Raw genomic sequence first — 26,620 nt, forward strand, 5'->3', positions numbered from 1 at the left:
CCCTGCAACTGGGTCAAGCTGGCGTCAAGGCAAGACAGCGTGACCCGAATGCCTGCAAGATGCAGAAAGTTTTGCGAAAGATTGACGGATTCGGCCTGACCTGCGATGGTTTTCCGCAAGAATAACCTGCCACAATGGCGGGGCATGGCGACTGGCAACAGCGCGCCGGGGCAGAAGACGGGCAAGAGTGTCATGAGTGATCAGCGTCTGGAACAGGGGCCGCAGCAAGATTTGCAAAAAGATTTGCGGATCACGGCTGTCACCTGTGTCAAGAACGAGGGGCCATTCCTGCTGGAATGGATCGCTTTTCACCGCGTGATCGGTGTCACCGATTTCCTGTTCTATTCCAATGATTGCACCGATGGCACCGACCGGATGCTGGATGCGTTGGCCGAACGCGGGGTCCTGCAGCATCTGCCCAACCCCGCCGAGGGGCGCAACTACCAGATGGAGGCGCTCAAACACGCCGCCACGCAGGAGGTGGTGACAGGCGCCGACTGGGTCTGGGTTGCGGATGTGGACGAATTTCTGAACATCCATGTCGGCGATCACACGATCCCTGCCCTGATTGCCGCTTGCGGCGATCCGCAGGCGATCAGCGTGACCTTCCAGTTCTTCGCCAATGACGGTGTGGATGCCTTCACCGACCGCCCCGTGATCGAACAATTCAACCGCAGCCACAACCCCGATATCTGGTGCGGCGAAAGCGCGATTGAGGTGAAGTCCCTGGTCCGCAAGGATTTTCCTCTTCATTATTACGGCGCGCATCGTCCCTTTTTTCGTGCCAAGCTGCCGCCGCGCAACATGCCCCGCTGGACTGATGCAGCAGGCCGTGCCGTGCCCCATAAATTCCTTGTCGCGGCCAATCCTCGCCGCATCCGCAAGTTTCCCGCCGCAGGCGCGCGCCAGTTCGCAACTTTGAACCATTACGCGCTACGCAGCCTCGACAGCTATCTGGTCAAGAACGACCGTGGCGATGTGAACCGCGAGAACCGCGCCTTTGACGATACCTATTGGCGCGAGCGGAATGATCCCGCCCATGAGGATACCAGCATCCGGCGCTACCTGCCCGCGCTGGAGACCGAAATAGCCCGCCTGCGCTCTGATCCGGTCATTGACGCGCTGCATCTGGAATGCGTCTCCCTGCATCTTGCGCGGCGTGATGCCTTGCTGCAGCAACCCGCATACCAGAAAATGCGCGCGCAATTGAAAGCCGCCTCGACCCTGCCACCGCAGGAAGAGGCGCTGTTGCGCGAACTTGATTTGTGGGAAGGCGCCGCATGACAAACCCTGCGTCCCGCCTGCGCGTCGTCAACCTTGGCCTTCCCAAGACGGGCACCACCACGCTGGCCCATGCCTTGCGGCTGACAGGCATGTCCGTCGCCGATTACCGCATCCGCCGCCGCCAGACCAAGGATACAGGCCTTCACGGTGCTTTTCTGGCCGAGCGGTTCTATAACGGCTATTTCCATACCGGCGATCCGCTGGAAGGACTTGAGGCTTTCGATGCCTTCAGCGAGATCAGCAGCCTGCGCGAAGGGCATTGCCTGTGGCCCCAGACCGATTGGGGACTGATCAGCGCGATCCGCGCACATCATCCCGGCACGGTGTTTCTGGCCAGTTGGCGCGACCCGCAGGCGCTTTCGGATTCGATGCTGCGCTGGTCCGATCTGGGCACCGAACGCCTGCCGCGCAACAATGTGCCGGGCCTTCCCGCCGGTTACGGCGCAACGACGGCCGAACGCGTGCGCTGGATCACCGCGCATTACGACCATCTACGCGCCCTGTTCCGCGATGATCCGGCCTTTCTGCTTTATGATATCGCCGATCCCGCAGCACCGGCGCAGATCGGCGCACATATCGGGCGCAAGCTCACATGGTGGGGCCGCGCCAACAAGAACCTGACCGCCGCACAAAAAGACGGAACCAAAGCAGCATGACGCGGATCTATCTGCATATCGGGCTGGACCCAGTCGCCACATCGCGTCTGCAAAAGGTCATGGCCGACAAGCGTGAGCAGATGCTGGCCAAGGGCATATTGTTCCCCCGCGCGGCCGGTGCGCGCAACCATACACGCCTGTTCATGGCGGTGACCGACCCCGACCGTATCGACGCGCTGCGCGCCAATCGCGGCTATACCAATCCGACCAAGCAGGCCACCTTGCGGCAAGAACTGGCCAGCACTCTGGCGCGGGACATCGCCACGCATCAGCCCGCAAGCATGATCCTGTCCGCCAACCAGTTGGGCACCTCGCTGTCCCAACCGACCGAAGTTCAGCGCTTGCATGACTTGCTGGCACCGCTGTCAGACGATATCCGCATCATCGCCCATGTCGATGCGCCCGCCCGCATGCTGGCGCGCCACTATGCGGCGCAGGTGTTCGACGGTCGTGCCGAACCGCTGGATCTCGAGCGCGGGCTGGCGCAGGGCGACTGGTGGGACGGTGCCTTGGCCAAGACTGCGCCAGCCAATCCCGCGATGGGCCGTTTTCCCGAAACCTCATGCGCCCCCTTCTGGCTGGATTTCGGGCGACTGGTGCACAATTGGGAAGCCGTCTTTGGTGCAGGATGCATGACATTGCGCCCCGTGGATGCCACGGGTTTTCATGGCGAAGACGCAACCGAGGAACTGCGTGCCGCTTTCGGGATTGCCGAAACGCTGGGCCGCGCCACAGCAGACAAGCATTCCGCGCCCCCGTCTGCCGCGTGGATCACCCGTGTCAGGCAGTTGAACCATCTGCTGCACCGCTTGCAGGATACCAGCGGCAAGGCCGTGCCGCGCGCGCTGTGGCGAAAGTTCATGGACGAGATCAGGATTGACGGAGAACCACTTGATCCCGATGATCTTTCCGACATCGTCAAGCCGCTGGATACCAGCCTGAAGACACTTCTCAAGACCCAGCCTGCGCTGGATGCAACATTGTTCAAACGCCCGCGCGCCCGCAAACCGCAGCCCGAGGCTGATCCCCGTCAGGGCTATCGCGCCAGCCAGTATCTGCTGGCTTTCCGCGCCCGGATAAATCGCGCCATCAAGTCGGAATATGCCGCCGCGAAGAAAGCGGCGGCGCAAGACACGGCACCGCAAACAGACTCGGCTCCAGCCCAGATAGCGACACCCGCACCTGCGCCCGCTGCCCCGAAACAGACAGCGGCTCTCAGCCCCGATGCCGCGCGCATCATGCCGCCGCTCGCGGTCGAGAATTTCCATAAGCTTCAAGCCTCACCCTTCCGCCCGCACAACCGCCTTGGCATGGTGAACGAGGAAGATCTCGCCGCCGCCTATACACCGCACCCGCGCCGGACCCTGCCCGCAGGCAATAGCGGCCGCGTGATCGTCGGCTGCATGAAGAACGAGGCACCCTATATCGCGGAATGGGTCGCCTATCACCGCGCGATCGGGGTCGACAACTTTCTGATTTATACCAATGACTGCACTGACGGCACCGGCGAGATATTGGACCGGATGCAGACCATGGGCCTGATCCAGCACCGCAACAACGATGGCTGGAAGGGCAATTCCCCGCAGCAATCCGCGCTGAACAAGGCCATGAAGGAACCGCTGCTGCGCGATGCCGAATGGATCATCCATATCGACGTGGACGAGTTCATCAATGTGCGCTGCGACAATGGCACCCTGGACGATTTTCTTGCCCGCGTGCCCGACGCGACCAACGTCGCCATGACGTGGCGGCTGTTCGGGCATGGCGGCGTGACCGCTCTATCCGACGGGCTAGTGACCGAGCAGTTCGAATGGTGCGCGCCGCGGTTTTGCCCCAAGCCTCATACGGCATGGGGCTTCAAGACCATGTTCCGCAACATGGGGGCCTATGCCAAGCTCAGCTGCCACCGCCCCAACAAGCTGGATGCCGACCTGCGCGACAGCGTGCGCTGGGTCAACGGGTCAGGGCGGGACATGACGCGCGAGGCAGCGGAAAAGGGCTGGCGCAATTCGGTGAAATCCATCGGCTATGACCTGCTGCAACTGAACCATTACGCGCTGCGCTCTGCCGAAAGCTTTCTGATCAAACGCCAGCGGGGCCGCGCGCTGCATGTGGATCGTGCGATCGGGATCAACTACTGGATCAGGATGGACTGGAACGATACGCGCGACATCACGATCAAGCGCAACCTGCCTCGCTTGCGGGCCGAATTTGACGCGATGATGCAGGATGACGCCCTGCGCGCGCTGCATGAGGACGGGCTGGAATGGCATCGCGCCAAGGCGACCGAGTTGCACGCCATGCCCGAATTCCGCGAGCTTTACGATCAGGCGCTGACCCTCAAGCTGACAGCCCCCGAACGTGTAGCCTATGCGCTGGCGCTGGATATGGAAAGCTGATGCGCGCGCTGGCGATCCTGTCGCAGCGCAACGAAGGGGCTTTCCTGCTGGAATGGCTGGCGCATCACAAGGCGGTCGGCTTTACCGATTTTCTTGTATTTTCAAATGACTGTCAGGACGGATCGGACCGGATGCTGGACCATTTAGCCACATCCGGCTGGCTGGTTCACCTGCCCAACCTGCCCCCCTATGACAGGGCGGGCATCCAGTTTTCCGCCCTCAAGCAGGCCGCAACACATCCGCTGCTGCAACAAACCGACTGGATCTTGCCACTGGATATTGACGAATTCGTCAATATCCATGTGGGCGACCGCAGTTTGCCAGCCCTTCTGGCTGCCCTGCCCGATGCGACCGCGATTACCCTGACATGGCGGCTGTTCGGCAATGCAGGCATTGTCGCCTATGACGATCAGCCTATTACCACGCAATTCACCCGTGCTGCCCCTTCCGTGATTCATTGGCCATGGCGCGCGGCCATGTTCAAGACGCTTTATCGCAACGATGGCACCTACGGAAAACCCGGAATCCACCGCCCCCGCGCGCCCGATCCCGCAAAGCTGGATACTGCGCGTTGGTTCGACGGCCATGGTCGTGCACTACCGGCGCGATACCATCGTGCGGGGATATTCTCGGCCTATGGCAGGCCCAATCACGGGATGGCGCAGATCAACCACTATCCCTTGGGGGCAATGGAAAGCTATCTTCTCAAGGCGGACCGCGGGCGCGCCGTGCATACGGACCAACGCCTTGGAATGGATTACTGGGTCGAGCGGAATTTCAACACTGACGAAGATCGCACGATCCATGCGCTGGCCCCGCAGATGCAGCGCGAATATGCGGCTCTGACGGCCGATCCGGTGTTGGCAGGGATGCACAGGGATGCGGTTGCATGGCGGCACGACCGCTTTGCCGAACTGATGCGCGACGATGAGATGCGCGCCCTGATGGGGCGCTTGATGATGACGCCCCCCTCGCATCCGCTGGACGCAAAACAAGCGGCACCGCTGCTGGCTCATGCGATAGCGGCCCGTCATTCCAAACGCGCCGACGAGGGCCTGCCCCAAAGCTGACGCTGACTGCCCTGTAATCGCCTTGAAACCCGCGAGATTTTCCCAAATTTTGCCCTAAACAAAGTCTAACTCTTGCGCCAAACATACCTGCACAATCATGCGGGAAGCGTAAGGACACGCAGTGACCCAAGACCCCATCTCATTGTCCGACCGGTCCCTGTCGGGATTGAAAAAACGCGAATGGCTGGCTCAACTGGCTGAAATCGCAGATGATTCTGGCGAGTTCGAGACACTTGGCACCCGCCACGTCGCAGCCCGCATCGACGGGGTCGAAATCGGTTCAGGCACTTTGCTTGTGACCTTCGAGACGATTCAGGGCATCCAGCTTCAATCCGATGTAGGCCATCCGCTGGGATGGGATCTGGTGCGACGGCAAGGCTGGTCCAGCCTTTGCGTCATCAGCGATGGCGACACATGGTTCCGCGACCCGCAGGTCTATGCGATGTTCGACCGCCTGACCGATGACGGCTATTTCGAGGAATTCGACCGTGTTGTCTTTTACGGTGCCGGTCCCTGCGGCTATGCGGCTGCGGCTTTCTCGGTCGCCTCGCCCGGTGCCTTTGTGCTGGCAGTGCAACCGCAAGCCACGCTTGATCCGCGCGTGACCGAATGGGACAACCGCTTTACCCATATGCGCCGCACCTCCTTTACTGATCGCTACGGTTATGCGCCCGATATGCTGGATGCAGCCGCGCAGGGTTTTATCCTGTTTGATCCGACCGAAGATCTGGACGCGATGCATGCAGCCCTCTTCACCCGTCCCAACGTAACCAAGCTGCGCCTGCGCCATATGGGTGTTGCGCTGCAAGGCGATCTGATCGAGATAGATATCCTGGAGGAATTGCTGGTCGCTGTTGCCGAAGGCACCCTGACAGAACAGCGTTTCGCCCAACTCGCGCGCGCGCGGCGCAACCATCCGCCCTATCTGCGTAATTTGCTGGGCCACTTGGATACCACGCAACGCCCCTATCTGGCGACGATGCTCTGCCGCAACGTGGTATCGCGCATGCATGCGCCACGGATTCGGCGTCGCCTCGATGCGTTGGAAAAAGCCGCGCGTGACGGGGAATTCACGGCACCACCCGTCTTTTCGCGCAACGGCAACGGTGCTGGCGCCGCCGCTTCCGAGGGCAACTGACAAGCGGAACACAAAAACCCGTTCACGCGGCGGGGTTTTGGCAAAGCACCCTCTGGCCCTGCGCGCGCGCTTTGTGTAAGCGACGGGCATGAGCACATCCATCACGATCCGCCGCCCCGATGACTGGCACCTGCATTTGCGCGACGGCGCGATGCTGCGCGCGGTCCTGCCCGAAACCGCCCGCCATTTCGCCCGCGCGATCATCATGCCCAATCTTGTGCCGCCCGTCGTGACAGGCGCGCAGGCCGCAAACTACCGCGACCGGATCATGGCGGCCCTGCCCGAAGGGATGGCCTTCGAGCCGCTGATGACCCTGTATCTGACCGAGGAGACGGACCCCGATGACGTGGCCGCAGCCCATGCCAGCGGTCTGATCCGCGCGGTCAAGCTATACCCCGCCGGTGCTACGACCAATTCGGCCTCGGGCGTGGCCAATTTCGACAATGTCCGCGCGGTGCTGGAACGTATGGCCGAGATCGGTCTGCCGCTTTGCATGCATGGCGAGGTGACGGATCACAGCGTGGACATCTTCGACCGCGAGGCCGTGTTCATCGACCGTGTCCTGGATAAGGTCCGCCGTAAGACACCGGGTCTGCGCGTGGTGATGGAGCATGTCACCACGTCAGACGCGGTGGACTATGTCAAATCCGCGCCCGAAGATCTGGCCGCCACGATCACCACGCATCACTTGATCATCAACCGCAACCATATATTGGTGGGCGGGATCAAACCGCATTATTACTGCCTGCCCGTGGCCAAGCGCGAAAGCCACCGTTTAGCCCTGCGCGCCGCCGCCATCTCGGGCGATGGGCGGTTTTTCCTTGGCACCGACAGCGCACCGCATGTCGATGCTCTCAAGGAACATGCCTGCGGCTGCGCCGGTTGTTTTACCGCGACCAATACCATGTCGATCCTCGCCCATGTCTTCGAGGAAGAAGGCGCGCTGGAACGGCTTGAGGGGTTCACCTCGCTGCATGGCCCCGCCTACTACCGCCTGCCTGTAAACGCGGACAGCATCACGCTGACCCGTCAGGACACCCCTGTCACCTATCCCCAAAAGATTGAAGGCGGCGACGGGCCAGTTACCGTTTTCGACCCCGGTTTTCCGCTGCACTGGCAGGTTAGCGCCTGATCCCGTTCCTACCGCCCGAAAGGACATCGCCATGATTCCCTCAAGCTATCCCGCCCCGCAAGAAATGGCGCGCCTGACCGCGCGGATGCTGCTGGAAATCAAGGCCGTCCATTTCAATGCCGATGAGCCCTTCATCTTCGCCAGCGGATTGCCCTCGCCGGTCTACATCGACTGCCGCAAGCTGATCTCCTATCCGCGTATTCGCTCGACCCTGATGGATTTTCTGACCGTGACAGTCATGCGGAACGCAGGGTTCGAGGCTTTCGACAATATCGCGGGCGGCGAGACTGCGGGCATCCCTTTCGCTGCGCTTGTGGCAGAACGCATGGGCCTGCCGATGACTTACGTGCGCAAAAAGCCCAAAGGTTATGGGCGCAATGCGCGCATCGAGGGGGTCATGCATGAGGGCCAGCGCGTGCTGCTGGTCGAGGATCTGACCACCGATGGCGGCTCCAAGCTTAGTTTTGTGGATGCGATTCGCGAGACAGGTGCGACCTGCGGCCATACGGCAGTTATCTTCTACTACGGGATTTTCCCGCAGACCGAACAGGTATTGGCCGATCACGGTGTTGCATTGCATCACCTGTGCACATGGTGGGACGTACTGGCCGAAGCCCGCGCATCGGGTGCTTTCGATGCGGCGACAATGACCGAGGTCGAATCCTTCCTAACCGCCCCGCAAGCATGGCGCGAGGCGCGCGCAGGCAAGTAGACGCGGCGCCACAGCTTGCCGAAAGTTGTGGCCGCGCGGTGACATCCTGCCTGCTCTCAGGCGGGAACCCGCCATCCTGACGCAACGGGATCAGCCACGCGACCATCCATATGTTGACGCAACACCCCTGCACGCCCCATCATAAGGTAGGCGGATCGCAGTTTTCGGGATATGCACAGACTATCCCCAGAAACATACAATTTGCGCGCGCGGGCTGCTCTTTCTATGACACGGGCTTGGGATGACAGGGACAATCATGAACAACCTTTCCATATTCAACGCCACCGGAACCGTCGTTCAGGAAGCCGATACCATGCCCCATTCGATCGAGGCCGAGCAGCAATTGCTGGGCGCGATCCTGACCAATAACGACGTCTATGACCGCGTGGCCAGCATCATCGGCGCGCAGCATTTCTACGATCCCGTCCATGCACGCATCTACGAGGTGGCAGCGGCCCGTATTGCCAAGAACAACCTCGCCTCGCCGGTGACGCTCAAGGCGTTTTTCGAGGGCGATACAGGGCTTGAGGAACTGGGCGGCCCCGCCTATCTGGCGCGTCTGGCAGGCTCGGCTGTGTCCTCCTATGCTGTGCGCGACTATGCGCAGATGATTTATGATCTTGCGATCCGGCGCGAACTGATCGGGCTGGGGCGCGATATTGCTGCCAAGGCCGCCAAGGTCGATATCGCATCCGAGCCACGCGAACAGATCGTCGAGGCGGAACAGGCGCTTTATCAACTCAGCGAACAGGGCAAAACCGATACGGGCTTTCAGTCCTTCCTGCGCGCCGTGACCGATGCGGTGAACGTGGCCAATGCCGCCTATCAGCGCGAAGGCGGGCTGGCGGGCGTGTCCACGGGTCTGATCGATATGGACAAGAAACTGGGCGGCCTGCACAAATCCGACCTTCTGATCCTTGCGGGCCGCCCCTCGATGGGTAAGACCTCGCTCGCGACCAATATCGCCTTCAACGTCGCCAAAGCCTATAAACGCGGCATGCTCCCCGACGGGCAGGAAGGCACGGTGGAAGGCGGTGTCGTAGGATTTTACAGTCTGGAGATGAGCGCCGAACAGCTTGCCGCGCGCATCCTGTCGGAAGCCGCCGAAGTTCCCAGCGAACAGATCCGGCGCGGCGACATGACCGAAGCCGAGTTCCGCCGCTTTGTCGAAGCTGCCAAGTCGCTTGAAGCCTGCCCGCTCTTCATCGACGACACACCCGCCCTGCCGATCAGCCAGCTTGCCGCGCGTGCCAGACGCCTCAAGCGGACGCATGGTCTGGACGTGCTGATCGTGGACTATCTGCAATTGGTCCGCGGCAGTGGGCGCTCCGAAAACCGCGTGAACGAAATCTCCGAGATCACGATGGGGCTGAAAGCTATCGCCAAAGAGCTGAACATTCCGGTCATCGCCCTGTCGCAGCTCAGCCGTCAGGTTGAAAACCGCGAGGACAAGCGCCCGCAACTGTCCGACCTGCGCGAATCCGGCTCGATCGAACAGGATGCCGATGTGGTAATGTTCGTGTTCCGCGAGGAATATTACAAGGAACGCGAGAAGCCGGGCGATCACGAACTGGAGAAGATGGCGACATGGCAGGCCGAGATGGAACGCCTGCACGGCAAGGCCGAGGTCGTGATCGGCAAACAGCGCCACGGCCCCATCGGAACGGTCGAGTTGAGCTTCGAGGGCCGGTTCACCCGCTTTGGCAATCTGGTCAAACCATGGCAACAGGGCGGTTCCGAAGACGTGGGCTTCTGAGGCGGAGCAAAAGGGGGCTGTATGTCCCCGTCCTTGCAGGGTATTTCGCAAGGATATTTGCTGCAAGACCAAGCAGGGCGGGAATGACCGCGGCTTCTTGTTGCCAAAAATATCCATGCACAGCAGCCGCCATGCGCGCGCGGTCCGATTTGGTCTTGACCTCGGGACGCGGCGTGCCACAACGATGCCATGACAGCCGCATCTCTGACCATTGATCTGAACGCCCTGACCGCCAACTGGCGCGCGCTTGACGCGGCATCTGGCACCACCGTGGAAACCGCCGCCGTGATCAAGGCGGGCGCCTACGGACTGGGAGCCGCGCGTGTCGGGCGGGCGCTGTCGCGGGCGGGCGCGCGGCGCTTTTTTGTGGCCGTGACCGAAGAAGCCGCCGAACTGCGCGAGGCACTGGGACCGGGGCCGGAGATCAACGTGTTCTCGGGCCATATGGCTGGCGATACCGACCGCATCCATGACCTGCACCTCGTGCCGATGATCAATTCCATCGACCAGATGCTACGCCATGTCGAGGCACTGCCGGGTCATCCGTTCGGGGTACAACTGGATACCGGCATGAACCGTCTGGGAATGGAGCCTGCCGAATGGGCCGCCCTGCGCGATATCGCGCTGGAGCAGAACATCACCCTGATCATGTCGCATCTGGCTTGCGCGGATGAGCCGGACCATCCGATGAACGCGGCCCAACTGGCCAGTTTCCGCACCATGACCGAGGGGCTGGACGTGCCGCGTTCGCTTTCCGCAACGGGCGGGATCTTGCTGGGGCCGGAATATCATTTCAACCTGACCCGTCCCGGAATCGGCCTTTACGGCGGCGCGCCCTTTGGTGACGCGCAGGCGGTGGCCCATGTCAGCCTGCCGGTGATCCAGACCCGCATCCTTGATGCAGGTGAAGCGGTCGGCTATGGCAACACGTGGACAGCCACGGCGCCCACCAAACTGGCCACGGTGGCGGCAGGCTATGCCGACGGCATCCACCGCGCCATGTCGGGCAAGCTGCATCTTTATGCAGGCGACACACCCTGCCCCGTGCGGGGACGCATCTCGATGGACCTGATCACGGTGGATATCACCCATCTGCCCGAAGAGCCGCGCGCGCTGGACCTGTTGAACCATATACAGACCGTCGACACGCTGGCAGATCTGGCAGGCTCGATCGGCTACGAGATCCTGACTTCACTGGGCAATCGCTATCAGCGGCGGTATAGCGGGGCATGATCGCTTTATACCCTCTTGCCGCCTTGGGCCGTGCGGTTCTGGCGCTTCTGGCCGCCATCGGGCGTTTTGCCATCTTCACCGGCCAGACGGTCAGCCATCTGGTGCGCCCGCCATTCTATCCCCGCGAATTCGGGCAGGCGATGATGCAGATCGGTTACTTCTCGCTGCCCGTTGTGGGCCTGACCGCGCTGTTCACCGGCGGCGCGCTGGCCTTGCAGATCTATGCCGGCGGCGCGCGCTTTTCAGCCGAGGCCGTGGTGCCGCAGATCGTGGCCATCGGCATGGTGCGCGAGCTTGGCCCCGTTCTGGTGGGCCTGATGATCGCAGCGCGCGTCACTTCCAGTATCGCCGCCGAGATCGCCACGATGAAGGTGACCGAACAGATCGACGCGTTGGTGACCCTGTCCACCCATCCGATGAAATACCTGACCCTGCCCCGCGTTCTGGCCGCGACCTTGGTGATGCCGCTGCTGGTGGGAGTTGGCGATATCATCGGTATCTATGGGGGCTTTCTGGTGGGGACCGAGCGTCTGGGCTTCAACGCCGCGACCTATCTGAAAAACACAGCCGATTTTCTGGAATTGCGCGATATCGTATCTTCGCTGGCCAAGGGAGCTGTCTTCGGTTTCATCGCGGCACTGATGGGCTGCTATTACGGTATGAACTCGACCCGTGGCGCGATGGGCGTGGGACGCGCGACCAAAGGATCGGTCGTCGCTGCCGCGGTGCTTATACTGGCCGCCAACTTCATTCTGACAGAGGCGTTTTTCGCGCTATGATCCGGCTGACCGACATCCACAAGGCGTTTGGCTCCAACCACGTGTTGCGCGGCGTGAACCTGCATGTGCCGCGCGGCACCTCCATGGTGATCATCGGCGGATCGGGAACCGGCAAGTCGATTGCGCTGAAATGTATCCTCGGGCTGGTAACCCATGACAGCGGCACGATCGAGGTCGATGGTCAGGATGTCCGCAAGGGTGACCGCGATGCCTTTCTGGCGCGTTTCGGAATGCTGTTTCAGGGCGGCGCGCTATTCGATTCCCTGCCCGTCTGGCAGAACGTGGCCTTCCGGCTGATGCGCGGTTCGCTCAAGCGACCCAGAGCCGAGGCGCGCGAGATCGCGATCGAAAAGCTGCGCCGCGTGGGGTTGAAGCCCGATGTGGCCGACAAGCTGCCTGCCGAACTGTCGGGCGGCATGCAAAAACGCGTGGGCCTTGCCCGCGCCATTGCCGCAGAGCCCGAGATCATCTTTTTCGACGAACCGACCACAGGGCTGGACCCGATCATGGCCGGTGTCATCAACGAGCTGATCCGCGAGATCGTGACCGAGATGGGCGCGACTGCCATGACCATCACCCATGATATGACATCGGTTCGCGCGATTGCGGATAATGTGGCCATGCTGCATGATGGTGTCATCAAATGGACAGGTCCGGTGGCGCAGATGGACAACTCGGGCGATCCCTATCTCGATCAGTTCATCCACGGTCGCGCAACCGGCCCGATCGAGGCGGTCAGATGAATGCCTTATTCGAACCGAACCCGATATTGCTGGCATTTCTGGCCCTGAAAACAACCATCTATTTGCCGGCACTGCTGTTTCTGGCCTGTCTGCGTGCGCTGATCGCCAAGGGACCGGCGCGGATCTTTGCGATCATCACCGTCGCGGTGGCGGGTCTGGGTATCACCGCGCGGTTTGGTCCGCCTTTGTTGGGACTGTCCGGCGGCACCCTGTCACAATTCGCCTATAGCATCGCAAATGCAGGCGGCGGCATGGTGATTGCGCTGGCCGCATCCGTCCCGCTGGCCGTGTCTGCGGTTCTGCCCGGACGACGCTGGCCCCTGCTGGACGCGCTGCACGGGTTGTTGGTCTCTGCGCTGTTCCTGCTCTGGATGCTGGCGCAGTGACAGGGGGCCGGTCGCATCCGGCCTTGATTGCGGCCAATCTGATACTGCTGGTCCTGTTCCCGCTGGCCTGGTTCGCGCCCCTGTTGCGCGCGCAATTGCTGCCATTCTTCCGGACGCAGGACATCTCGGTCATCTCGGGGTTGCAGACGCTCTGGCAGGAGGATGTCTTTCTGGCGTTAATTGTCACTGTGTTCGCCCTTGTCGCGCCAATCACGAAGACCGCCTTGCTGGCGCTCGTCCATTTCAGGCTTCTCAGCCACAACGCCCTGCCCGCACTGGCCCTGCTGGGCAAGCTTGCAATGGCGGATATCTTTCTGATCGCGCTTTATATCGTGACGGCCAAGGGCCTTGGCGTGGGCCGGATCGAGGTGGCGTGGGGGCTGTACCTGTTTTCCGCCTGCATCCTTGCCTCGCTGGTTCTTTCTCTTGCAGAACGGAAACAATAGACCTTCATTTGCGTCATTGTTTCTATTCAGGCTGTTAATCACCCTGAACGCGCTTTCCTGCCCTGCGCAATCATCGGCTAATGGCATAAAAACACTTGGGGAAATGCCCACAGGCGGTTTAGCGTAAAAGGGGTAAAGAGTTTGATGTTTCTGGGGGAAACATGCTGTCTTCTGTTCGTTCCGCGACCCGGTCCGCCGCGGTCATTCTTCAGACTGTCTCATTCGGCCTCGTCCTGATTTGTGCCCTCTGCCTGAGCCTGCTGACGTTCGGGGCGATGGTTGGCCTTTTGCCGTGGCTACAGTTTACCGTGCTGATGGGCGATCAGGTGTTCGAGAATGCGGGCCAATTTGCCCAGATCGGGGCCACGCTGCTTTGCATGATGCTGGTAGGGTTTCTGCCCACCCATACGCGTATCATGGCGCTTGAGAACTCGCACAGGCAGTTCTCGCTGGGCATGCAGGATGTGGCCCATGCCTATCACATGGCCCATGCGGCGGATCGTGCGGGTGTGTTCAGGCTGGCCTCAGAATTCGATTCGGTTCGCGAAAGGCTGGCCTATATGCGGCGGCACCCCGAATTGGGCCATCTGGAACCCGAGATCATGGAGATCGCCGCCCAGATGTCACACACCAGTCGCGCCCTTGCAGAAACCTATTCCGACGCGAATGTGGGCCGCGCCCGTATGTTCCTGCGCCAGCGCCAGCAGGAGGTGGCCACCTTCAAAGAGCGTCTGGCCAAGGCGCAGGTGATCTCGAAAGAACTTAGCCAATCGTTGCGGCAGGTCGCACAGGAAGAGGCAGGCGCAAATGCCCAACTGGCGCGTCTGCGGTCGGAACTGATCGGCATTCTGCCTGACCCGCTGGGTCTCGACACACGTTCGACGGCGCGGCGCAGGGTGGCGCAAGCACATCTGGCAGCGGATCTGTCCACCGACATGCCCGCAGGTCTGGCCCGCGCCGCCGAATAGGCGCGGACCAACCGCAACATTGAGGGTTTGACCGCCCCGCCCTGCTGGGGCATCACTGCGCTATGGCAAAATCCAACAGTTTCTCTTGCACGGCCTGCGGCGCCTCTTTCAACAAATGGTCTGGCCGTTGCGACGGCTGCGGCGCATGGAACACGATTGTCGAGGAAGCGCCGCTATCTGCCGGTCCGAGCTCGAAATCACTGGGCGGCAAGCGCGGGTCAGCGATCCGCCTGACAGATCTGGCCACGGAAGAGACCCCGCCCCCGCGCACCAATTCAGGCATATCCGAACTTGACCGCGTTCTGGGCGGCGGGCTGGTGCCCTCCAGCGCCATTCTGGTGGGTGGTGATCCGGGAATCGGCAAATCGACGCTGCTACTACAGGCGGCTGCCCGTTTCGCGCAATCCGGTCTCAAAACGATCTATGTCTCGGGCGAGGAAGCCACCGCGCAGGTCCGTATGCGCGCGCAGCGGCTTGGCCTGTCGGACGCGCCTGTACAACTGGCCGCCGCCACAAATTTGCGCGACATCCTGACCACGCTCGAGGCCGAGAAACCGCAACTGGCCGTGATCGATTCGATCCAGACGATGTGGGCCGACAATGTCGAAAGCGCGCCGGGCTCGGTGTCTCAGGTCCGCGCTGCGGCACATGAGCTGACAACCTTTGCCAAGCGGCGCAACATGGCGGTCATTCTGGTCGGTCACGTCACCAAGGACGGCCAGATTGCCGGCCCCCGCGTTGTGGAACACATGGTCGATACAGTGCTCTATTTCGAGGGCGAGCGCGGCCACCAGTTCCGCATCCTGCGCGCGGTCAAAAACCGCTTTGGTCCCGCAGACGAGATCGGCGTCTTCGAGATGACAGGTGCGGGACTGTCCGAGGTGGTCAACCCTTCGGCGCTGTTTCTGTCGGAACGCGGCCAACCCAGCCCCGGATCGGTGGTCTTTGCGGGCGTCGAGGGCACACGCCCCCTGCTGGTGGAGTTTCAGGCGCTGGTCGCGCCCTCGCCCCACAGCCAACCGCGCCGCTCGGTCGTGGGCTGGGATGGCGGGCGACTGGCGATGATCCTCGCCGTGCTCGAGGCACGTTGCGGCATCCCCTTCACGGGGCTTGATGTCTACCTGAATGTGGCGGGCGGCATGAAAGTAACCGAACCCGCGGCTGATCTGGCCGTGGCTGCCGCGCTGCTGAGTGCCCGTGAAGACGCCGCTTTGCCCGCCGAAACAGTCATTTTCGGCGAAATAAGCCTGTCTGGGGCACTACGTCCGGTCAGCCAGACCGAAAACAGGTTGAAAGAAGCGCAAAAACTTGGTTTCACAGCGGCCATCGCGCCCTCTGGCGGCAAAGTGGGGGCGACAAGCGGCCTGAAGCTGACGCAGATGGGTGATCTGACCGCTTTTGTGGGCGAGGTATTCGGCGCAGGTTAGTGCCACAGGGTTGAGATACGGTTTTCGGCGCGCGGTCGCGCCAACGGGATTTGTGTTAGGTTTTCGGCGCGCGGTCGCGCCTCAGGGCAAGGAACGGGACGACATGGAAGGCTTTACCCTCATCGACGGCATCGTGGCCGCCGTCATCGTGGTATCAGCGCTGCTGGCCTACAGCCGCGGTTTCGTGCGCGAGGCGCTGGCGATTGTCGGCTGGATCGTGGCCGCCCTTGTAGCCTTCATGTTTGCCCCGCAGGTGCAACCGCTGGTCAAGGAAATCCCCGTTGTCGGCGCGATGATCGCCGATAGCTGCGAATTGTCCATCATCGCGGCCTTTGGCGGTGTCTTTGCTTTGGCCCTCGTCGTGGCCTCGCTGTTCACACCACTCTTTTCAAACCTGGTGCAACGCTCGGTTCTGGGGGGGCTGGATCAGGGCGCAGGTTTCCTGTTCGGCGTGCTGCGCGGCATCCTTCTGGTGGCTGTGGCCTTCTTTGCCTATGAAACCGTGGTCAGCGCCCAAGAGATCGCAATGATCGACGACAGCCGCTCGGCACGTGTTTTTGCGAACCTGACCGGCCAGATCGGCGAACGGAACCCCGATCAGGCCCTGGGATGGATCGCACAACAGTATGAAGCGCTGGTCGGTGTCTGCGAAACGCCCCAGTAAACGCATCGGAAATAACCGGCGCGCCGCAAAGCTGCGCCGCGCACGCACCTTTCATGTGATCCTTTCGTGACACTTCCGCTTGGACCCCTTATGAGGGGCCCTAAGCGACGCCCTTCGGATTCGGAGCCTGCCTTGTCCAAAACCATGCCCCCCGCCCATCCTTTCGATTTTGATGCCTACGGCAACGACGGCGATGACAAGCTGCACGAGGAATGCGGCGTGTTCGGTGTCCTTGGTGTCACAGATGCATCCAACTTCGTGGCCCTTGGCCTGCACGCGCTGCAACATCGCGGTCAGGAAGCGGGCGGGATCGTGTGTCACCATCCCGAATACGGCTTCAACTCGGCCCATCGCTTCGGCTATGTGCGCGACAGCTTCACCTCGCAGACCCTGATGCAGACCCTGCCCGGCCCCTTGGCCATCGGGCATGTACGTTATTCCACCGCCGGATCGAAAGGCGCTGTCATCCGTGACGTGCAGCCCTTCTTTGGCGAGTTCTCGATGGGCGGCGCTGCCATTGCACATAACGGGAATATCACCAATGCTATTGCCCTGCGCCGCGAATTGATCGAGCGTGGCTCGATCTTCCAGTCCAGCAGCGACAGCGAATGCATCATCCACCTGATGGCGCGCTCTCTGCAGCAGAACATCCCCGAACGGATGGAAGACGCGCTTCGCCGCGTCGAAGGCGCGTTTTCCGTCGTCGCCATGACCCGCAGCAAGCTGATCGGCGTGCGCGATCCATTGGGCGTCCGCCCACTGGTTCTGGGCCGTGTCGGGGATGGCTGGGTGCTGTCCTCGGAAACCTGCGGGCTGGACATCATCGGGGCCGAATTCATCCGCGAGGTCGAACCCGGCGAGATGGTTGTCATAGACGAGAAGAACGGGCTGGAAAGCCGCTTTCCCTTCCGCAAGCAAAGCCCGCGCTTCTGCATTTTCGAACATGTCTATTTCTCGCGCCCGGACAGCATCATCGGTGGTCGCTCGGTCTATGAAACACGCCGACAGATCGGCGTGGAACTGGCGCGCGAGGCACCGCAGGATGCCGATCTGGTCTGCCCCGTGCCCGATAGCGGCACACCGGCAGCCATCGGTTTCGCCCATGAAAGCGGCATTCCCTATGGTATGGGGATCATCCGCAACCAGTATATGGGCCGCACCTTCATCGAACCCACCGAAAGCATCCGCAACATGGGGGTGCGCCTCAAGCTGAACGTGAACCGCGCGCTGATCCGCGGCAAGCGCGTGATTCTGGTGGACGATTCGGTGGTGCGCGGCACCACCAGCCGCAAAATCAAGGAAATGATCCTTGATGCCGGTGCCAAGGAAGTGCATTTCCGCATCGCATCGCCCCCCACAGCATGGCCCTGCTTTTATGGCGTCGATACCCCGCAGCGCGACAAACTGCTGGCCGCAACAATGACCGAAGAGGAAATGCGCCAGCATCTGGCGGTGGACAGCCTCAAGTTCATCTCGCTCGACGGTCTTTACCGCGCCGCGGGCGAAGCACAGGGCCGCAACGCGAACTGCCCACAATATTGCGATGCCTGTTTCTCGGGTGAATATCCAGTTGCCCCCTCCGACATGATCGAAAAGGGTTTCCAGCTCAAAGCCGCCGAATAGGGGGTGCGCTGGCGTGGCGATAGCCGCGCCACCACAAGCCTTGCGGACAATAGGTCGCAGCCCGAAACGGAACGACAGGCAAGGCGCCGCCTGCGATCTGGCAGGGCTTTGCCGACAGCATAGCTTGTGCTGCGCGGGCCGGTCTGATCGGCCTTTCCCCCGCCTGGCAGACATGCCAAACGCCCCTCTGGACCACCACCACCACAAGGAGGGCGCCGCCCGCGACAGCGGGGAATGGACGCCCGTAAAGGCAATGAGCATAACAGACAAAACGACCCCGACCACCGAGAAGACACAGACCGCCGCCACCCTGCCCCAGCTTTTACCGCTGGATGGCACTACCCTGCTGGGCACCGTTGTGTCGGCCGAGGCATCGCGCGCCCTGATCCGCCTGAAGAGCGGAAAGGTGCAGCAATTGCGCCTTGGCGACAGGATCGGCGATGCCACAATCGCCGCCATCGAACCGGGTCTGATCCACATGATCCGCAACGGCGAGGCGCACCGGCTGGCCATGCCCTGACATCTGCCTTCCGGCCCAAAGGACACGCGCCCCCCTTGACCTTGGCCGCGCAGTCCAGCACACCGCGTGCAACCAAAATCCGCAAGGAGAGCCGAGATGTCCGAGAAAATCGCCCTGATCACAGGCGCATCGCGCGGGCTGGGTGCGGCACTGGCCGAGGCTTTGGCCGCCAGCCATCACATCGTCGCGGTCGCCCGCACGACTGGCGCGCTGGAAGAACTGGACGACCGGATCAAGGCGGTCGGCGGTCAGGCAACACTGGCCCCGATGGATGTCACCAAACCCGATGCGATGGCGCAGCTTTGCCGCTCGATCCATGACCGCTGGGGCAAGCTGGACATGTGGCTGCACACGGCGGTGCACGCAGCCCCCCTGTCGCCCGCCAACACCATCGACGCGCGCGACTGGGACAAATCCGTTGCCTGCAATGTCACGGCCACAGGCCAGTTGATCCCTTATATCGCCCCCTTGCTGGGCGAAAAGGGCAGCGCCGTCTTCTTTGAAGATCCCCGCGCGGGGGAAAAGTTCTTCGGGGCTTATGGCGCCACCAAAGCTGCACAGATCGCCCTTGCCCAAAGCTGGGCCGCCGAAACCGTCAAGACCGGCCCGCGCGTGCATGTGCTGACACCTGCGCCGATGGCTACAGCCAACCGCGCTAGGTTCTTTCCCGGCGAAGACCGCGCCCTTTTGGCCAGCCCGCGCACCGAGGCCGCGCGCCTGCTGGCCGCCCTGGTCTGACGCCCTTTTCATCATGCCATAACTACCCGCCCTCCCTTCCGGCTCAGTGCATCGCTGCTGCTGTTGCCTGAGTATTTGCGGCAAGATAAAATGCCAAAAGGCTTTGCCGACCCCGTCATGTGGCTTGTCCGCTTGCCCCTTTGCCGCGGCTCCTTTACACCATGCAAAAGGACAAATCGGGGCAGGCATGCGAATTTTGATCACCAATGACGACGGCATTAACGCTCCGGGTCTGGCCGTTCTGGAACGGATCGCCAACGACCTTGCCGGACCGGATGGCGAGGTCTGGACCGTGGCCCCCGCATTCGAGCAATCCGGCGTCGGCCATTGTATCAGCTACACCCATCCGATGATGATCGCCAAACTGGGCGAGCGCCGTTTCGCAGCCGAGGGTAGCCCCGCTGATTGCGTGCTGGCCGGCTTGCATGACGTGATCGAGGGCGAGCGCCCCGATCTGGTGCTGTCGGGTGTCAACAGAGGCAACAACTCGGCCGAGAACGCGCTTTATTCCGGTACGCTAGGTGGCGCGATGGAAGCGGCTTTGCAGGGCATTCCCGCCATGGCCCTCTCGCAATATCTGGGACCGAGCAATTTCACCGCCCCCGATCCCTTCGAGGCCGCCAGCGTGCATGGCGCCGACCTGATCCGCAAGTTGCTGGCCGCGACACCCGCGGACCAGAATGACGCGGATTACCGTGTCTTCTATAACATCAACTTCCCGCCCGTTCTGGCCGCTGCCGTGCGCGGTGTGCGCGTGGTGCCGCAGGGGTTCCGCCGCAACACCCGCTTCTCGGTCGAGCCGCATCTTTCACCTTCGGGGCGGCGCTTTTTGTGGATCAAGGGGGGCGAGCAGCATGTGCCCACCCTGCCCGATACGGATGCCGCGGTGAATCTGGATGGCTATATCTCGGTCACGCCGATGCGCGCGGACCTGACCGCGCATGATCTGATAGATCCATTGAAAGGCATCGAATGAGCGAAGCGGCGGAACGCAAGATGCAGTTCCTTTTTGCCCTGCGCTCCAAGGGGGTGACAGACAGCCGTGTGCTGACCGCGATGGAAAAGATTGACCGTGGCCCCTTTATCCGCGGCATCTTTGCCAATCGCGCCTATGAGGACATGCCCCTGCCCATCGCCTGCGGGCAGACAATCAGCCAGCCCTCTGTGGTAGGCCTGATGACGCAGGCGCTACAGGTCACCGCGCGCGATACCGTGCTGGAAGTCGGCACCGGATCGGGCTATCAGGCGGCGATCCTGTCGCAACTGGCGCGGAGGGTCTATACGGTGGACCGGCACCGCCGTCTGGTGCGTGAGGCCCGCGAGATTTTCGACGCGCTGCAACTGACCAATATCACCGCCTTCACCGCCGATGGCAGCCATGGACTACCGGATCAGGCCCCGTTCGATCGCATTCTCGTGACCGCTGCCGCCGAGGACCCGCCCGGCCCCCTCTTGGCCCAATTGAAAATCGGGGGTATCATGGTGTTACCGGTTGGCCAGTCTGATACAGTGCAAAGCCTGATCCGCGTGACCCGCCACGAGGACGGTTTCGACTATGACGAACTGCGTCCGGTCCGGTTTGTGCCCCTGATTGAAGGTTTGGGGCGCGACTGACAGGCCGTTACTATCCCGCCATCCTGTCTGCGACGGGCCATCGGGTTGAAGCATAACAACGAAGCCCCGGCGCAAGGGGCAGGACAGAGGAAATCGAGATGATCCTACAGAGCCGCCCGACCCCGCGCGCAATGCAGCTACGCCCGTCTACACTCAGCCCGTCCAATCTCAGTCGGACATTTCGCGCCCTGATGCTGACAGGCACGGCAATCGGTCTTCTTGCCGCTTGTGACAGGCCGCTGGATTTCGACATGCGCGGCAATTTCGGCAATACCCTCGATACCGCCGAGGCGGCGCGCCAACCCGTCGCCAACCGGCCTGCGCCCGATGCGCGCGGCGTGATCTCCTATCCCAATTATCAGGTGGCCGTGGCGCGGCGTGGCGATACAGTCACCGATGTGGCAAGCCGGATCGGTGTCGACGCCAATGAACTGGCCCGTTTCAACGGGGTGCGCCCCGCCGATCCGCTGCGCCCCGACGAGGTGCTGGCCCTGCCGCGCCGCGTGGCCGAACCATCGCCCACAACCGGCGGCATGATGCAATCTGGCACTGATATCACATCACTCGCCAGCAGCGCGATCGACCGCTCGGATGCCGCGGCGGTCAGCACGACAACCCTGCCTCCCGCGGGTAGCATGATCCAGCCCGCCGCGACACCGGCAGCCACCACGACAGCGGCGGCCACGCAACCAAGAGCGGCCGAGCCGATCCGACATCAGGTCAAGCGCGGCGAGACCGCCTTTACCATCTCGCGGCTTTATAACGTGACGGTCCGTTCGCTGGCAGAATGGAACGGTCTGGGCGCGGAATACACAATCCGCGAGGGCCAGTATCTGCTGATCCCCGTCGCAGACACCGCCGCCCCTGCCCGCCCTGTCCAAACAGCAGCCGTGACCAGCCCCGGCACAGGATCACCCACCCCGGTGCCCCCGTCCGCAGCGCGACCATTGCCTGCCGAGACAACGCAGCCTGCCGCCGCAGCACCGCCACCGACAAACGCGCCCAATCTGGGGGCTACCCAGTCGGCTCCGACCTCGACTTCGCAACTGGCCATGCCAGTACAGGGCACGATTATCCGCGACTACCAGAAGGGCAAGAATGACGGTCTGGATATTCAGGCCACATCGGGCACAGCCATCATGGCCGCCGAGGCTGGAACCGTGGCGGCGATCACCGCCAGCGCCGACCAGATCCCCATCATCGTGATCCGCCATCCTGACAATCTGTTGACGGTATACGCCAATGTCGAAGGCGCGGTGGTCAAGAAAGACGACAAGGTGACACGTGGGCAGAAGATCGCACAGATCCGCGCTGGAACGTCCAACTACCTGCATTTCGAGGTCCGCAAGGGTTTTGACAGCGTCGATCCGACACCCTATCTGGCGCGGCGCTAAGGCGGCGCCGGTCACGCCTGCGGCAGACCGATCCCCTGTCGTCCGGCCAGATCAGTGACAAATTGCCATGCCACGCGCCCCGAACGCGACCCGCGTGTCGCCTGCCATTCAATGGCCTGCGCGCGCAACTGGTCGTCCGGCATGGTGATCCCGAAGGCCGCGCAATAGCCGTGGATCATCGCCAGATACTGGTCCTGATCGCAGGCATGAAAGCCCAGCCACAGCCCGAAGCGGTCCGATAGAGAAACTTTCTCCTCGACCGCCTCGGAGGGGCTGATGGCGCTGGAGCGCTCGTTCTCGATCATGTCGCGCGGCATCAGGTGGCGGCGGTTCGATGTCGCATAAAACAGCACATTCTCGGGTCGCCCTTCGATCCCGCCATCCAGAACCGCCTTGAGCGATTTATAATGCTGGTCATCATGGCTGAAGGACAGATCATCGCAGAACAGCACAAAACGCTCGGGCCTTACGCGCAAGAGGTTCAGCAGCCGCGCGACCGACGGCAAGTCCTCGCGCTGCAACTCGACCAGTTTCAAGGGCAGGCCTCGTGCCTGAATATCGGCATGCACCGCTTTGACAAGGCTGGATTTTCCCATCCCGCGCGCGCCCCAGAGAAGGGCATTATTCGCAGGCAGCCCCTGCGCGAACTGCAAGGTGTTTTCCAGCAACGTATCGCGTGACCGGTCGACGCCGACAAGCAGGCCCAAGGGCACGCGCGCAACCTGCGGCACAGGCTCCAGACGGTCCGGGTCGACATGCCAGACAAAGGCCTCTGCCGCGTCGAACAGGGGGGCGGGTTGCGGCGGTGGGGCCAGACGCTCCAGCGCCTCGGCGATACGTTTCAGAACCTTGCCACTCACGTCTTCTTGTCCTCGGCCTCGGCGGCAAGATCGGCGTCGAACTCTTTGATCAGCGGATCGTCGAACTCCTCCTCGTCATCATAATAGCCCTCGGCGCGCAGTTTTTCCTCGCGCTTGGTCTCGACGCGGCGGACCAGAAAAATCGACACTTCATAAAGACCGTAGACCACAACAAACAGGATCACCTGCGTGATAACGTCGGGCGGTGTGACCAATGCGGCCAGGATCAGGATACCCACAACAGCGTATTTACGCACATTGCCCAAGCCTTCGGAACTGACCAACCCCGCCTTGCCCAGAAGGGTCAACAGGACAGGCAGTTGGAAACAGAGCCCAAAGGCCACGATGAACTTGATGGTCAGGCTCAGATATTCCTGTGCGGACCCCTGAAAGGCGATCCCTGCCACGGCATTATCCACTGGCTGGCCATCCCCCAGGATGGTGCCGGGTTGCTGAAATCCAAGGAAGAAATCAAAGGCCAGCGGTGTGACCACGTAGAAGGCAAACGCCGCACCCAGAAAGAACATGAAGGGCGATGCGATCAGGAAAGGCAGGAACGCGCCCTTCTCGTTCTTGTAAAGACCGGGGGCCACGAAACGCCACATCTGGTAGGCGATATAGGGAAAAGACAGCATCAGGCCGCCCATCAGCGAGATCGACACGGCGACAAAGAAACCTTCCTGCAGCCGGATCAGGATCAGCCCGCAGTCTTCATGTCCGCGCTCGGCCATAGCCGAACACAAAGGATGCGTCAGAAAATTAAAAATCGGGTTCCAGACGGTGAAACAGATGATCATCCCGATGATGAAGGCCACCACCGAATGGATCAGACGGTTGCGCAGTTCTGCCAGATGCTCGATCAGCGGGGCGCTGCTATCGTCGATCTCGTCTTGCTTGGTCATGATCTACTCTTACGCCGTGGGATCGGCAGGTTTTGCCTTGGCCCGGGGTTTTACTGCCGGTTTAGCCTTGGGCGCAGCGGCTGTCTTGGGCGCGGCCTTGGCCTTGGTCGCCGTCGTCGCCGGTTTCGCGGCCTTGGCCGCCTTGCGCGCGGTTGCAGCCGGTTTTGCCGGTGCCGCGCGCTGCGCCTCGGCTGTTGCCTTTGCGGTTTCGGCTTTTTCCGCCACGGCCGCAGGCGTGCTGTTCTCGCGCAATTTGCGCGCCGCTTCCGCGCGATCCTCGGCCAGCTTGGCTGTCTCGGAACCGGGTTTCCACGCTTTCAGGTCGTCTGTCGCTTCACGGATCTTGTCGAGGCCCATCTTTTTGGGATCGCCCACGGATTTCAAGCTTTTAGCGATGTCGCGCACGCCGGTATCATCCGCAGCATCTTCCATCGCACGGCTGAATTCGCGCGCCATGCCGCGCGCCTTGCCGACAAATCGGCCCACGTTGCGAAAGAGCATGGGCAAGTCTTTTGGCCCCACCACGATCAACGCGACGATGCCAATGAGCAAAAGCTCGGTCCAGCCCAGATCGAACATGGATCAGACCTTGTCTTTTTCTTTATCCGTCGAGATGTCCTTGGCGGTGTCACCAGTGCCATCTTCCAGTTCTTTGGTGCCGTCGGTCACACCCTTTTTGAACGCGGTGATGCCTTTGCCCACCTCGCCCATCAGCGAACTGATCTTGCCGCGCCCGAAAAGCACCAGCACGACCACCGCGATCAGCAGAAGACCCGGAAGTCCGATATTGTTCAGCATGTCATTTCTCCCTTGCTCGGCGCGTTTGCGGATCTGCCCGCGCACGCCCTGCGCCATTGCCCTCAACATCTAATGACGATCAGCGCCGGTTGGAAGAACCAAAGCGGCACCTGTCGGGGGTTTTTTGCACCTGACCCCGTGAAACGCGGCAAGATGGCGCAGAATTCCCGCTGCCGTTTCTTCTTGCCGCAAATATCCCCGCCGGAGGCATCAAGGCCTGCAGCCCGAAACCACGATCCTACGCGGGTTTGACCGGAAAGACAAAACAGCGGTCCCGCCGGATCATCAACCAAAGGGGTTTGCCGGGACCGGGCAGAAAGACATTCGGCACTGTCGCTTTGAGGATCGAGCCGTCGTGATCCATACGGAATTCGACAAGGCTTTCGCTGCCCATGAACCGCGCGCGCACCACTTCGCCGCGTGCGGCAACACCGTCCTGCGGGGTGGGATTGGGCCCGCGCCCGCCACGGTCCAGATCTATCTTGATATGCTGCGGACGGATCACGATCTCGACCTCGGCTCCGTCCGGCACGCCGGGGGCCAGAAACTGCCCAAAGGGGGTATCTGTCAGAGCGCCACGCACAGTGCCACGGATCACGTTGATATCGCTGAAAAATCCAACCGCATCTCGATCCTTGGGCGCGTTGTAGATATTGTAGGGCGCACCGCGCTGCACGATCCGCCCCCCGCGCATCAGCGCGATCTCATCGGCCATCCGCATCGCCTCGTCCGGCTCATGGGTGACCAGCAGGACGGCGGCATCCTCTTGCTTGAGGATCTCCAGCGTCTGGTCGCGGATATCGTCGCGCAAGCGGTTGTCCAGACCCGAGAAGGGCTCGTCCATCAGCATGATGCGCGGACGCGGCGCAAGCGCGCGCGCAAGCGCCACGCGCTGTTGCTCGCCGCCCGACAGCGAATGCGGATAGGCGTCGATAAAGCGACGCAGACCGACGCGGCCAAGCAGTTCCTCGACCCGCACGCGCTGCACCTCGCGGGAACCGGACAGGCCGAAGGCCACGTTTTCGGCTACGCTGAGATGCGGAAACAGCGCAAAATCCTGAAACATCAGACCAATCGCACGCCGTTCCGGGGGCACGCGGAACACGGTGTCGCAGATCAGCTTGCCATCGACCCAGATTTCACCCGAATCCTGCATCTCGACGCCCGCGATCATCCGCAACGTCGTCGATTTGCCGCAACCCGACGGCCCCAGCAGGCAGGTCACCTGCCCCGGCATGACGCTGAGCGAGACATCATCCACGACAGCCACACCATCGAAGCGGCGCAGCAGATTGCGCACCTCAAGCCGCGGAACAGGTCGCGGAGCCGGTTTTGGAGAGGGTTGTGACAAGCGGTTAATTCCGATCAATACGGTCGG

27 protein-coding genes are annotated in these 26,620 nt (G+C 61.8%); 22 read left to right on the forward strand and 5 right to left on the reverse strand.

The features are described from left to right. The first annotated feature begins 243 nt into the window (after positions 1 to 243). The 22 genes from K7H22_RS10070 (at position 244) to K7H22_RS10175 (ending at position 22,682) form a co-directional block, all read left to right on the forward strand. Positions 244 to 1,284: a glycosyltransferase family 2 protein gene (locus K7H22_RS10070; RefSeq protein ID WP_230800902.1), complete on the forward strand. Its 1,041-nt coding sequence runs from the start codon at positions 244 to 246 to the stop codon at positions 1,282 to 1,284. After that, complete coding sequence (locus K7H22_RS10075; protein ID WP_230800650.1) at positions 1,281 to 1,940, forward strand: sulfotransferase family protein; 660 nt, start codon at positions 1,281 to 1,283, stop codon at positions 1,938 to 1,940. Before K7H22_RS10070 ends, K7H22_RS10075 begins: the two co-directional genes overlap by 4 nt. After that, positions 1,937 to 4,339 carry a glycosyltransferase family 2 protein gene (locus K7H22_RS10080; protein WP_230800651.1) on the forward strand — a complete coding sequence of 801 codons (2,403 nt, stop codon included), beginning with the start codon at positions 1,937 to 1,939 and terminating at the stop codon, positions 4,337 to 4,339. The genes K7H22_RS10075 and K7H22_RS10080 overlap by 4 nt, the downstream gene beginning before the upstream one ends. Next, positions 4,339 to 5,409: a glycosyltransferase family 2 protein gene (locus K7H22_RS10085; protein ID WP_230800653.1), complete on the forward strand. Its 1,071-nt coding sequence runs from the start codon at positions 4,339 to 4,341 to the stop codon at positions 5,407 to 5,409. Before K7H22_RS10080 ends, K7H22_RS10085 begins: the two co-directional genes overlap by 1 nt. Positions 5,410 to 5,530: 121 nt before the next feature. Then, on the forward strand, positions 5,531 to 6,547 hold the full coding sequence (locus K7H22_RS10090; protein WP_230800654.1) for a phosphoadenosine phosphosulfate reductase: 1,017 nt from the start codon (positions 5,531 to 5,533) through the stop codon (positions 6,545 to 6,547). A gap of 88 nt (positions 6,548 to 6,635) precedes the next feature. Continuing rightward, entirely contained in the window at positions 6,636 to 7,679 is a 1,044-nt protein-coding gene (gene pyrC / locus K7H22_RS10095; RefSeq protein WP_230800655.1) for a dihydroorotase, read from the forward strand. A 31-nt stretch (positions 7,680 to 7,710) separates the two neighbouring features. Further along, a complete protein-coding gene (locus K7H22_RS10100) occupies positions 7,711 to 8,391 on the forward strand; it encodes an orotate phosphoribosyltransferase (RefSeq protein WP_230800656.1) in 681 nt (226 codons plus the stop codon). A 256-nt stretch (positions 8,392 to 8,647) separates the two neighbouring features. Continuing rightward, positions 8,648 to 10,147: a replicative DNA helicase gene (locus K7H22_RS10105; protein WP_230800658.1), complete on the forward strand. Its 1,500-nt coding sequence runs from the start codon at positions 8,648 to 8,650 to the stop codon at positions 10,145 to 10,147. Between the two features lie 189 nt (positions 10,148 to 10,336). Continuing rightward, positions 10,337 to 11,380: an alanine racemase gene (gene alr, locus K7H22_RS10110; protein ID WP_230800659.1), complete on the forward strand. Its 1,044-nt coding sequence runs from the start codon at positions 10,337 to 10,339 to the stop codon at positions 11,378 to 11,380. Further along, a complete protein-coding gene (locus K7H22_RS10115) occupies positions 11,377 to 12,159 on the forward strand; it encodes an MlaE family ABC transporter permease (RefSeq protein WP_230800661.1) in 783 nt (260 codons plus the stop codon). The genes alr and K7H22_RS10115 overlap by 4 nt, the downstream gene beginning before the upstream one ends. Next, positions 12,156 to 12,902, forward strand: coding sequence for an ABC transporter ATP-binding protein (locus K7H22_RS10120; protein ID WP_230800663.1), 747 nt, complete (start codon positions 12,156 to 12,158; stop codon positions 12,900 to 12,902). Before K7H22_RS10115 ends, K7H22_RS10120 begins: the two co-directional genes overlap by 4 nt. Continuing rightward, positions 12,899 to 13,288 carry a hypothetical protein gene (locus K7H22_RS10125; RefSeq protein ID WP_230800666.1) on the forward strand — a complete coding sequence of 130 codons (390 nt, stop codon included), beginning with the start codon at positions 12,899 to 12,901 and terminating at the stop codon, positions 13,286 to 13,288. Before K7H22_RS10120 ends, K7H22_RS10125 begins: the two co-directional genes overlap by 4 nt. Then, positions 13,285 to 13,734: a paraquat-inducible protein A gene (locus tag K7H22_RS10130; RefSeq protein ID WP_230800668.1), complete on the forward strand. Its 450-nt coding sequence runs from the start codon at positions 13,285 to 13,287 to the stop codon at positions 13,732 to 13,734. Before K7H22_RS10125 ends, K7H22_RS10130 begins: the two co-directional genes overlap by 4 nt. A gap of 161 nt (positions 13,735 to 13,895) precedes the next feature. Beyond that, entirely contained in the window at positions 13,896 to 14,702 is an 807-nt protein-coding gene (locus K7H22_RS10135) for a DNA repair protein (RefSeq protein WP_230800674.1), read from the forward strand. Between the two features lie 62 nt (positions 14,703 to 14,764). Continuing rightward, positions 14,765 to 16,129 carry a DNA repair protein RadA gene (gene radA / locus K7H22_RS10140; RefSeq protein WP_230800683.1) on the forward strand — a complete coding sequence of 455 codons (1,365 nt, stop codon included), beginning with the start codon at positions 14,765 to 14,767 and terminating at the stop codon, positions 16,127 to 16,129. A gap of 103 nt (positions 16,130 to 16,232) precedes the next feature. Next, positions 16,233 to 16,793: a CvpA family protein gene (locus K7H22_RS10145; RefSeq protein ID WP_230800685.1), complete on the forward strand. Its 561-nt coding sequence runs from the start codon at positions 16,233 to 16,235 to the stop codon at positions 16,791 to 16,793. A gap of 144 nt (positions 16,794 to 16,937) precedes the next feature. Next, entirely contained in the window at positions 16,938 to 18,416 is a 1,479-nt protein-coding gene (purF, locus tag K7H22_RS10150; RefSeq protein WP_230800903.1) for an amidophosphoribosyltransferase, read from the forward strand. 253 nt (positions 18,417 to 18,669) lie between these two features. Beyond that, complete coding sequence (locus K7H22_RS10155) at positions 18,670 to 18,936, forward strand: pilus assembly protein PilP (protein ID WP_230800686.1); 267 nt, start codon at positions 18,670 to 18,672, stop codon at positions 18,934 to 18,936. Positions 18,937 to 19,032: 96 nt separating this feature from the next. Continuing rightward, entirely contained in the window at positions 19,033 to 19,674 is a 642-nt protein-coding gene (locus K7H22_RS10160) for an SDR family NAD(P)-dependent oxidoreductase (RefSeq protein ID WP_230800688.1), read from the forward strand. Positions 19,675 to 19,861: 187 nt separating this feature from the next. Then, positions 19,862 to 20,650, forward strand: a complete 789-nt coding sequence (gene surE / locus K7H22_RS10165) for a 5'/3'-nucleotidase SurE (protein WP_230800690.1) — start codon at positions 19,862 to 19,864, stop codon at positions 20,648 to 20,650. Further along, positions 20,647 to 21,288, forward strand: a complete 642-nt coding sequence (locus K7H22_RS10170; protein ID WP_230800693.1) for a protein-L-isoaspartate(D-aspartate) O-methyltransferase — start codon at positions 20,647 to 20,649, stop codon at positions 21,286 to 21,288. Before surE ends, K7H22_RS10170 begins: the two co-directional genes overlap by 4 nt. 98 nt (positions 21,289 to 21,386) lie before the next feature. Further along, entirely contained in the window at positions 21,387 to 22,682 is a 1,296-nt protein-coding gene (locus K7H22_RS10175) for a peptidoglycan DD-metalloendopeptidase family protein (RefSeq protein ID WP_419248169.1), read from the forward strand. 11 nt (positions 22,683 to 22,693) lie between these two features. Here K7H22_RS10175 and K7H22_RS10180 read toward each other — a convergent pair whose 3' ends face one another. From K7H22_RS10180 to K7H22_RS10200, 5 genes are all read right to left on the reverse strand, one after another. Continuing rightward, positions 22,694 to 23,542 carry an ATP-binding protein gene (locus tag K7H22_RS10180; RefSeq protein WP_230800695.1) on the reverse strand — a complete coding sequence of 283 codons (849 nt, stop codon included), beginning with the start codon at positions 23,540 to 23,542 and terminating at the stop codon, positions 22,694 to 22,696. After that, a complete protein-coding gene (gene tatC / locus K7H22_RS10185) occupies positions 23,539 to 24,444 on the reverse strand; it encodes a twin-arginine translocase subunit TatC (protein WP_230800697.1) in 906 nt (301 codons plus the stop codon). Before tatC ends, K7H22_RS10180 begins: the two co-directional genes overlap by 4 nt. Before the next feature lie 9 nt (positions 24,445 to 24,453). Beyond that, the gene (tatB, locus tag K7H22_RS10190) at positions 24,454 to 25,023 is read right to left on the reverse strand and encodes a Sec-independent protein translocase protein TatB (protein WP_230800702.1); all 570 of its coding nucleotides are present in this window, start codon (positions 25,021 to 25,023) and stop codon (positions 24,454 to 24,456) included. A gap of 3 nt (positions 25,024 to 25,026) precedes the next feature. Then, the gene (locus K7H22_RS10195) at positions 25,027 to 25,242 is read right to left on the reverse strand and encodes a twin-arginine translocase TatA/TatE family subunit (RefSeq protein ID WP_230800703.1); all 216 of its coding nucleotides are present in this window, start codon (positions 25,240 to 25,242) and stop codon (positions 25,027 to 25,029) included. Positions 25,243 to 25,480: 238 nt separating this feature from the next. Further along, positions 25,481 to 26,542, reverse strand: a complete 1,062-nt coding sequence (locus K7H22_RS10200) for an ABC transporter ATP-binding protein (protein ID WP_230800705.1) — start codon at positions 26,540 to 26,542, stop codon at positions 25,481 to 25,483. Positions 26,543 to 26,620: the final 78 nt, after the last annotated feature.

This window comes from Seohaeicola saemankumensis (genome assembly GCF_021021435.1).
Classification (GTDB): Bacteria; Pseudomonadota; Alphaproteobacteria; order Rhodobacterales; family Rhodobacteraceae; genus Seohaeicola.

What these genes read in the sequence shown, in the direction of transcription:
- K7H22_RS10075 (WP_230800650.1), top strand. Translation starts at nt 1,281, where the DNA reads ATGACAAACCCTGCGTCCCGCCTGCGCGTCGTCAACCTTGGCCTTCCC.
- K7H22_RS10080 (WP_230800651.1), top strand. Translation starts at nt 1,937, where the DNA reads ATGACGCGGATCTATCTGCATATCGGGCTGGACCCAGTCGCCACATCG.
- K7H22_RS10085 (WP_230800653.1), top strand. Translation starts at nt 4,339, where the DNA reads ATGCGCGCGCTGGCGATCCTGTCGCAGCGCAACGAAGGGGCTTTCCTG.
- pyrC (WP_230800655.1), top strand. Translation starts at nt 6,636, where the DNA reads ATGAGCACATCCATCACGATCCGCCGCCCCGATGACTGGCACCTGCAT.
- K7H22_RS10100 (WP_230800656.1), top strand. Translation starts at nt 7,711, where the DNA reads ATGATTCCCTCAAGCTATCCCGCCCCGCAAGAAATGGCGCGCCTGACC.
- K7H22_RS10105 (WP_230800658.1), top strand. Translation starts at nt 8,648, where the DNA reads ATGAACAACCTTTCCATATTCAACGCCACCGGAACCGTCGTTCAGGAA.
- alr (WP_230800659.1), top strand. Translation starts at nt 10,337, where the DNA reads ATGACAGCCGCATCTCTGACCATTGATCTGAACGCCCTGACCGCCAAC.
- K7H22_RS10115 (WP_230800661.1), top strand. Translation starts at nt 11,377, where the DNA reads ATGATCGCTTTATACCCTCTTGCCGCCTTGGGCCGTGCGGTTCTGGCG.
- K7H22_RS10120 (WP_230800663.1), top strand. Translation starts at nt 12,156, where the DNA reads ATGATCCGGCTGACCGACATCCACAAGGCGTTTGGCTCCAACCACGTG.
- K7H22_RS10125 (WP_230800666.1), top strand. Translation starts at nt 12,899, where the DNA reads ATGAATGCCTTATTCGAACCGAACCCGATATTGCTGGCATTTCTGGCC.
- K7H22_RS10135 (WP_230800674.1), top strand. Translation starts at nt 13,896, where the DNA reads ATGCTGTCTTCTGTTCGTTCCGCGACCCGGTCCGCCGCGGTCATTCTT.
- radA (WP_230800683.1), top strand. Translation starts at nt 14,765, where the DNA reads ATGGCAAAATCCAACAGTTTCTCTTGCACGGCCTGCGGCGCCTCTTTC.
- K7H22_RS10145 (WP_230800685.1), top strand. Translation starts at nt 16,233, where the DNA reads ATGGAAGGCTTTACCCTCATCGACGGCATCGTGGCCGCCGTCATCGTG.
- purF (WP_230800903.1), top strand. Translation starts at nt 16,938, where the DNA reads ATGCCCCCCGCCCATCCTTTCGATTTTGATGCCTACGGCAACGACGGC.
- K7H22_RS10155 (WP_230800686.1), top strand. Translation starts at nt 18,670, where the DNA reads ATGAGCATAACAGACAAAACGACCCCGACCACCGAGAAGACACAGACC.
- K7H22_RS10160 (WP_230800688.1), top strand. Translation starts at nt 19,033, where the DNA reads ATGTCCGAGAAAATCGCCCTGATCACAGGCGCATCGCGCGGGCTGGGT.
- surE (WP_230800690.1), top strand. Translation starts at nt 19,862, where the DNA reads ATGCGAATTTTGATCACCAATGACGACGGCATTAACGCTCCGGGTCTG.
- K7H22_RS10170 (WP_230800693.1), top strand. Translation starts at nt 20,647, where the DNA reads ATGAGCGAAGCGGCGGAACGCAAGATGCAGTTCCTTTTTGCCCTGCGC.
- K7H22_RS10175 (WP_419248169.1), top strand. Translation starts at nt 21,387, where the DNA reads ATGATCCTACAGAGCCGCCCGACCCCGCGCGCAATGCAGCTACGCCCG.
- tatC (WP_230800697.1), bottom strand. Translation starts at nt 24,444, where the DNA reads ATGACCAAGCAAGACGAGATCGACGATAGCAGCGCCCCGCTGATCGAG.
- tatB (WP_230800702.1), bottom strand. Translation starts at nt 25,023, where the DNA reads ATGTTCGATCTGGGCTGGACCGAGCTTTTGCTCATTGGCATCGTCGCG.
- K7H22_RS10195 (WP_230800703.1), bottom strand. Translation starts at nt 25,242, where the DNA reads ATGCTGAACAATATCGGACTTCCGGGTCTTCTGCTGATCGCGGTGGTC.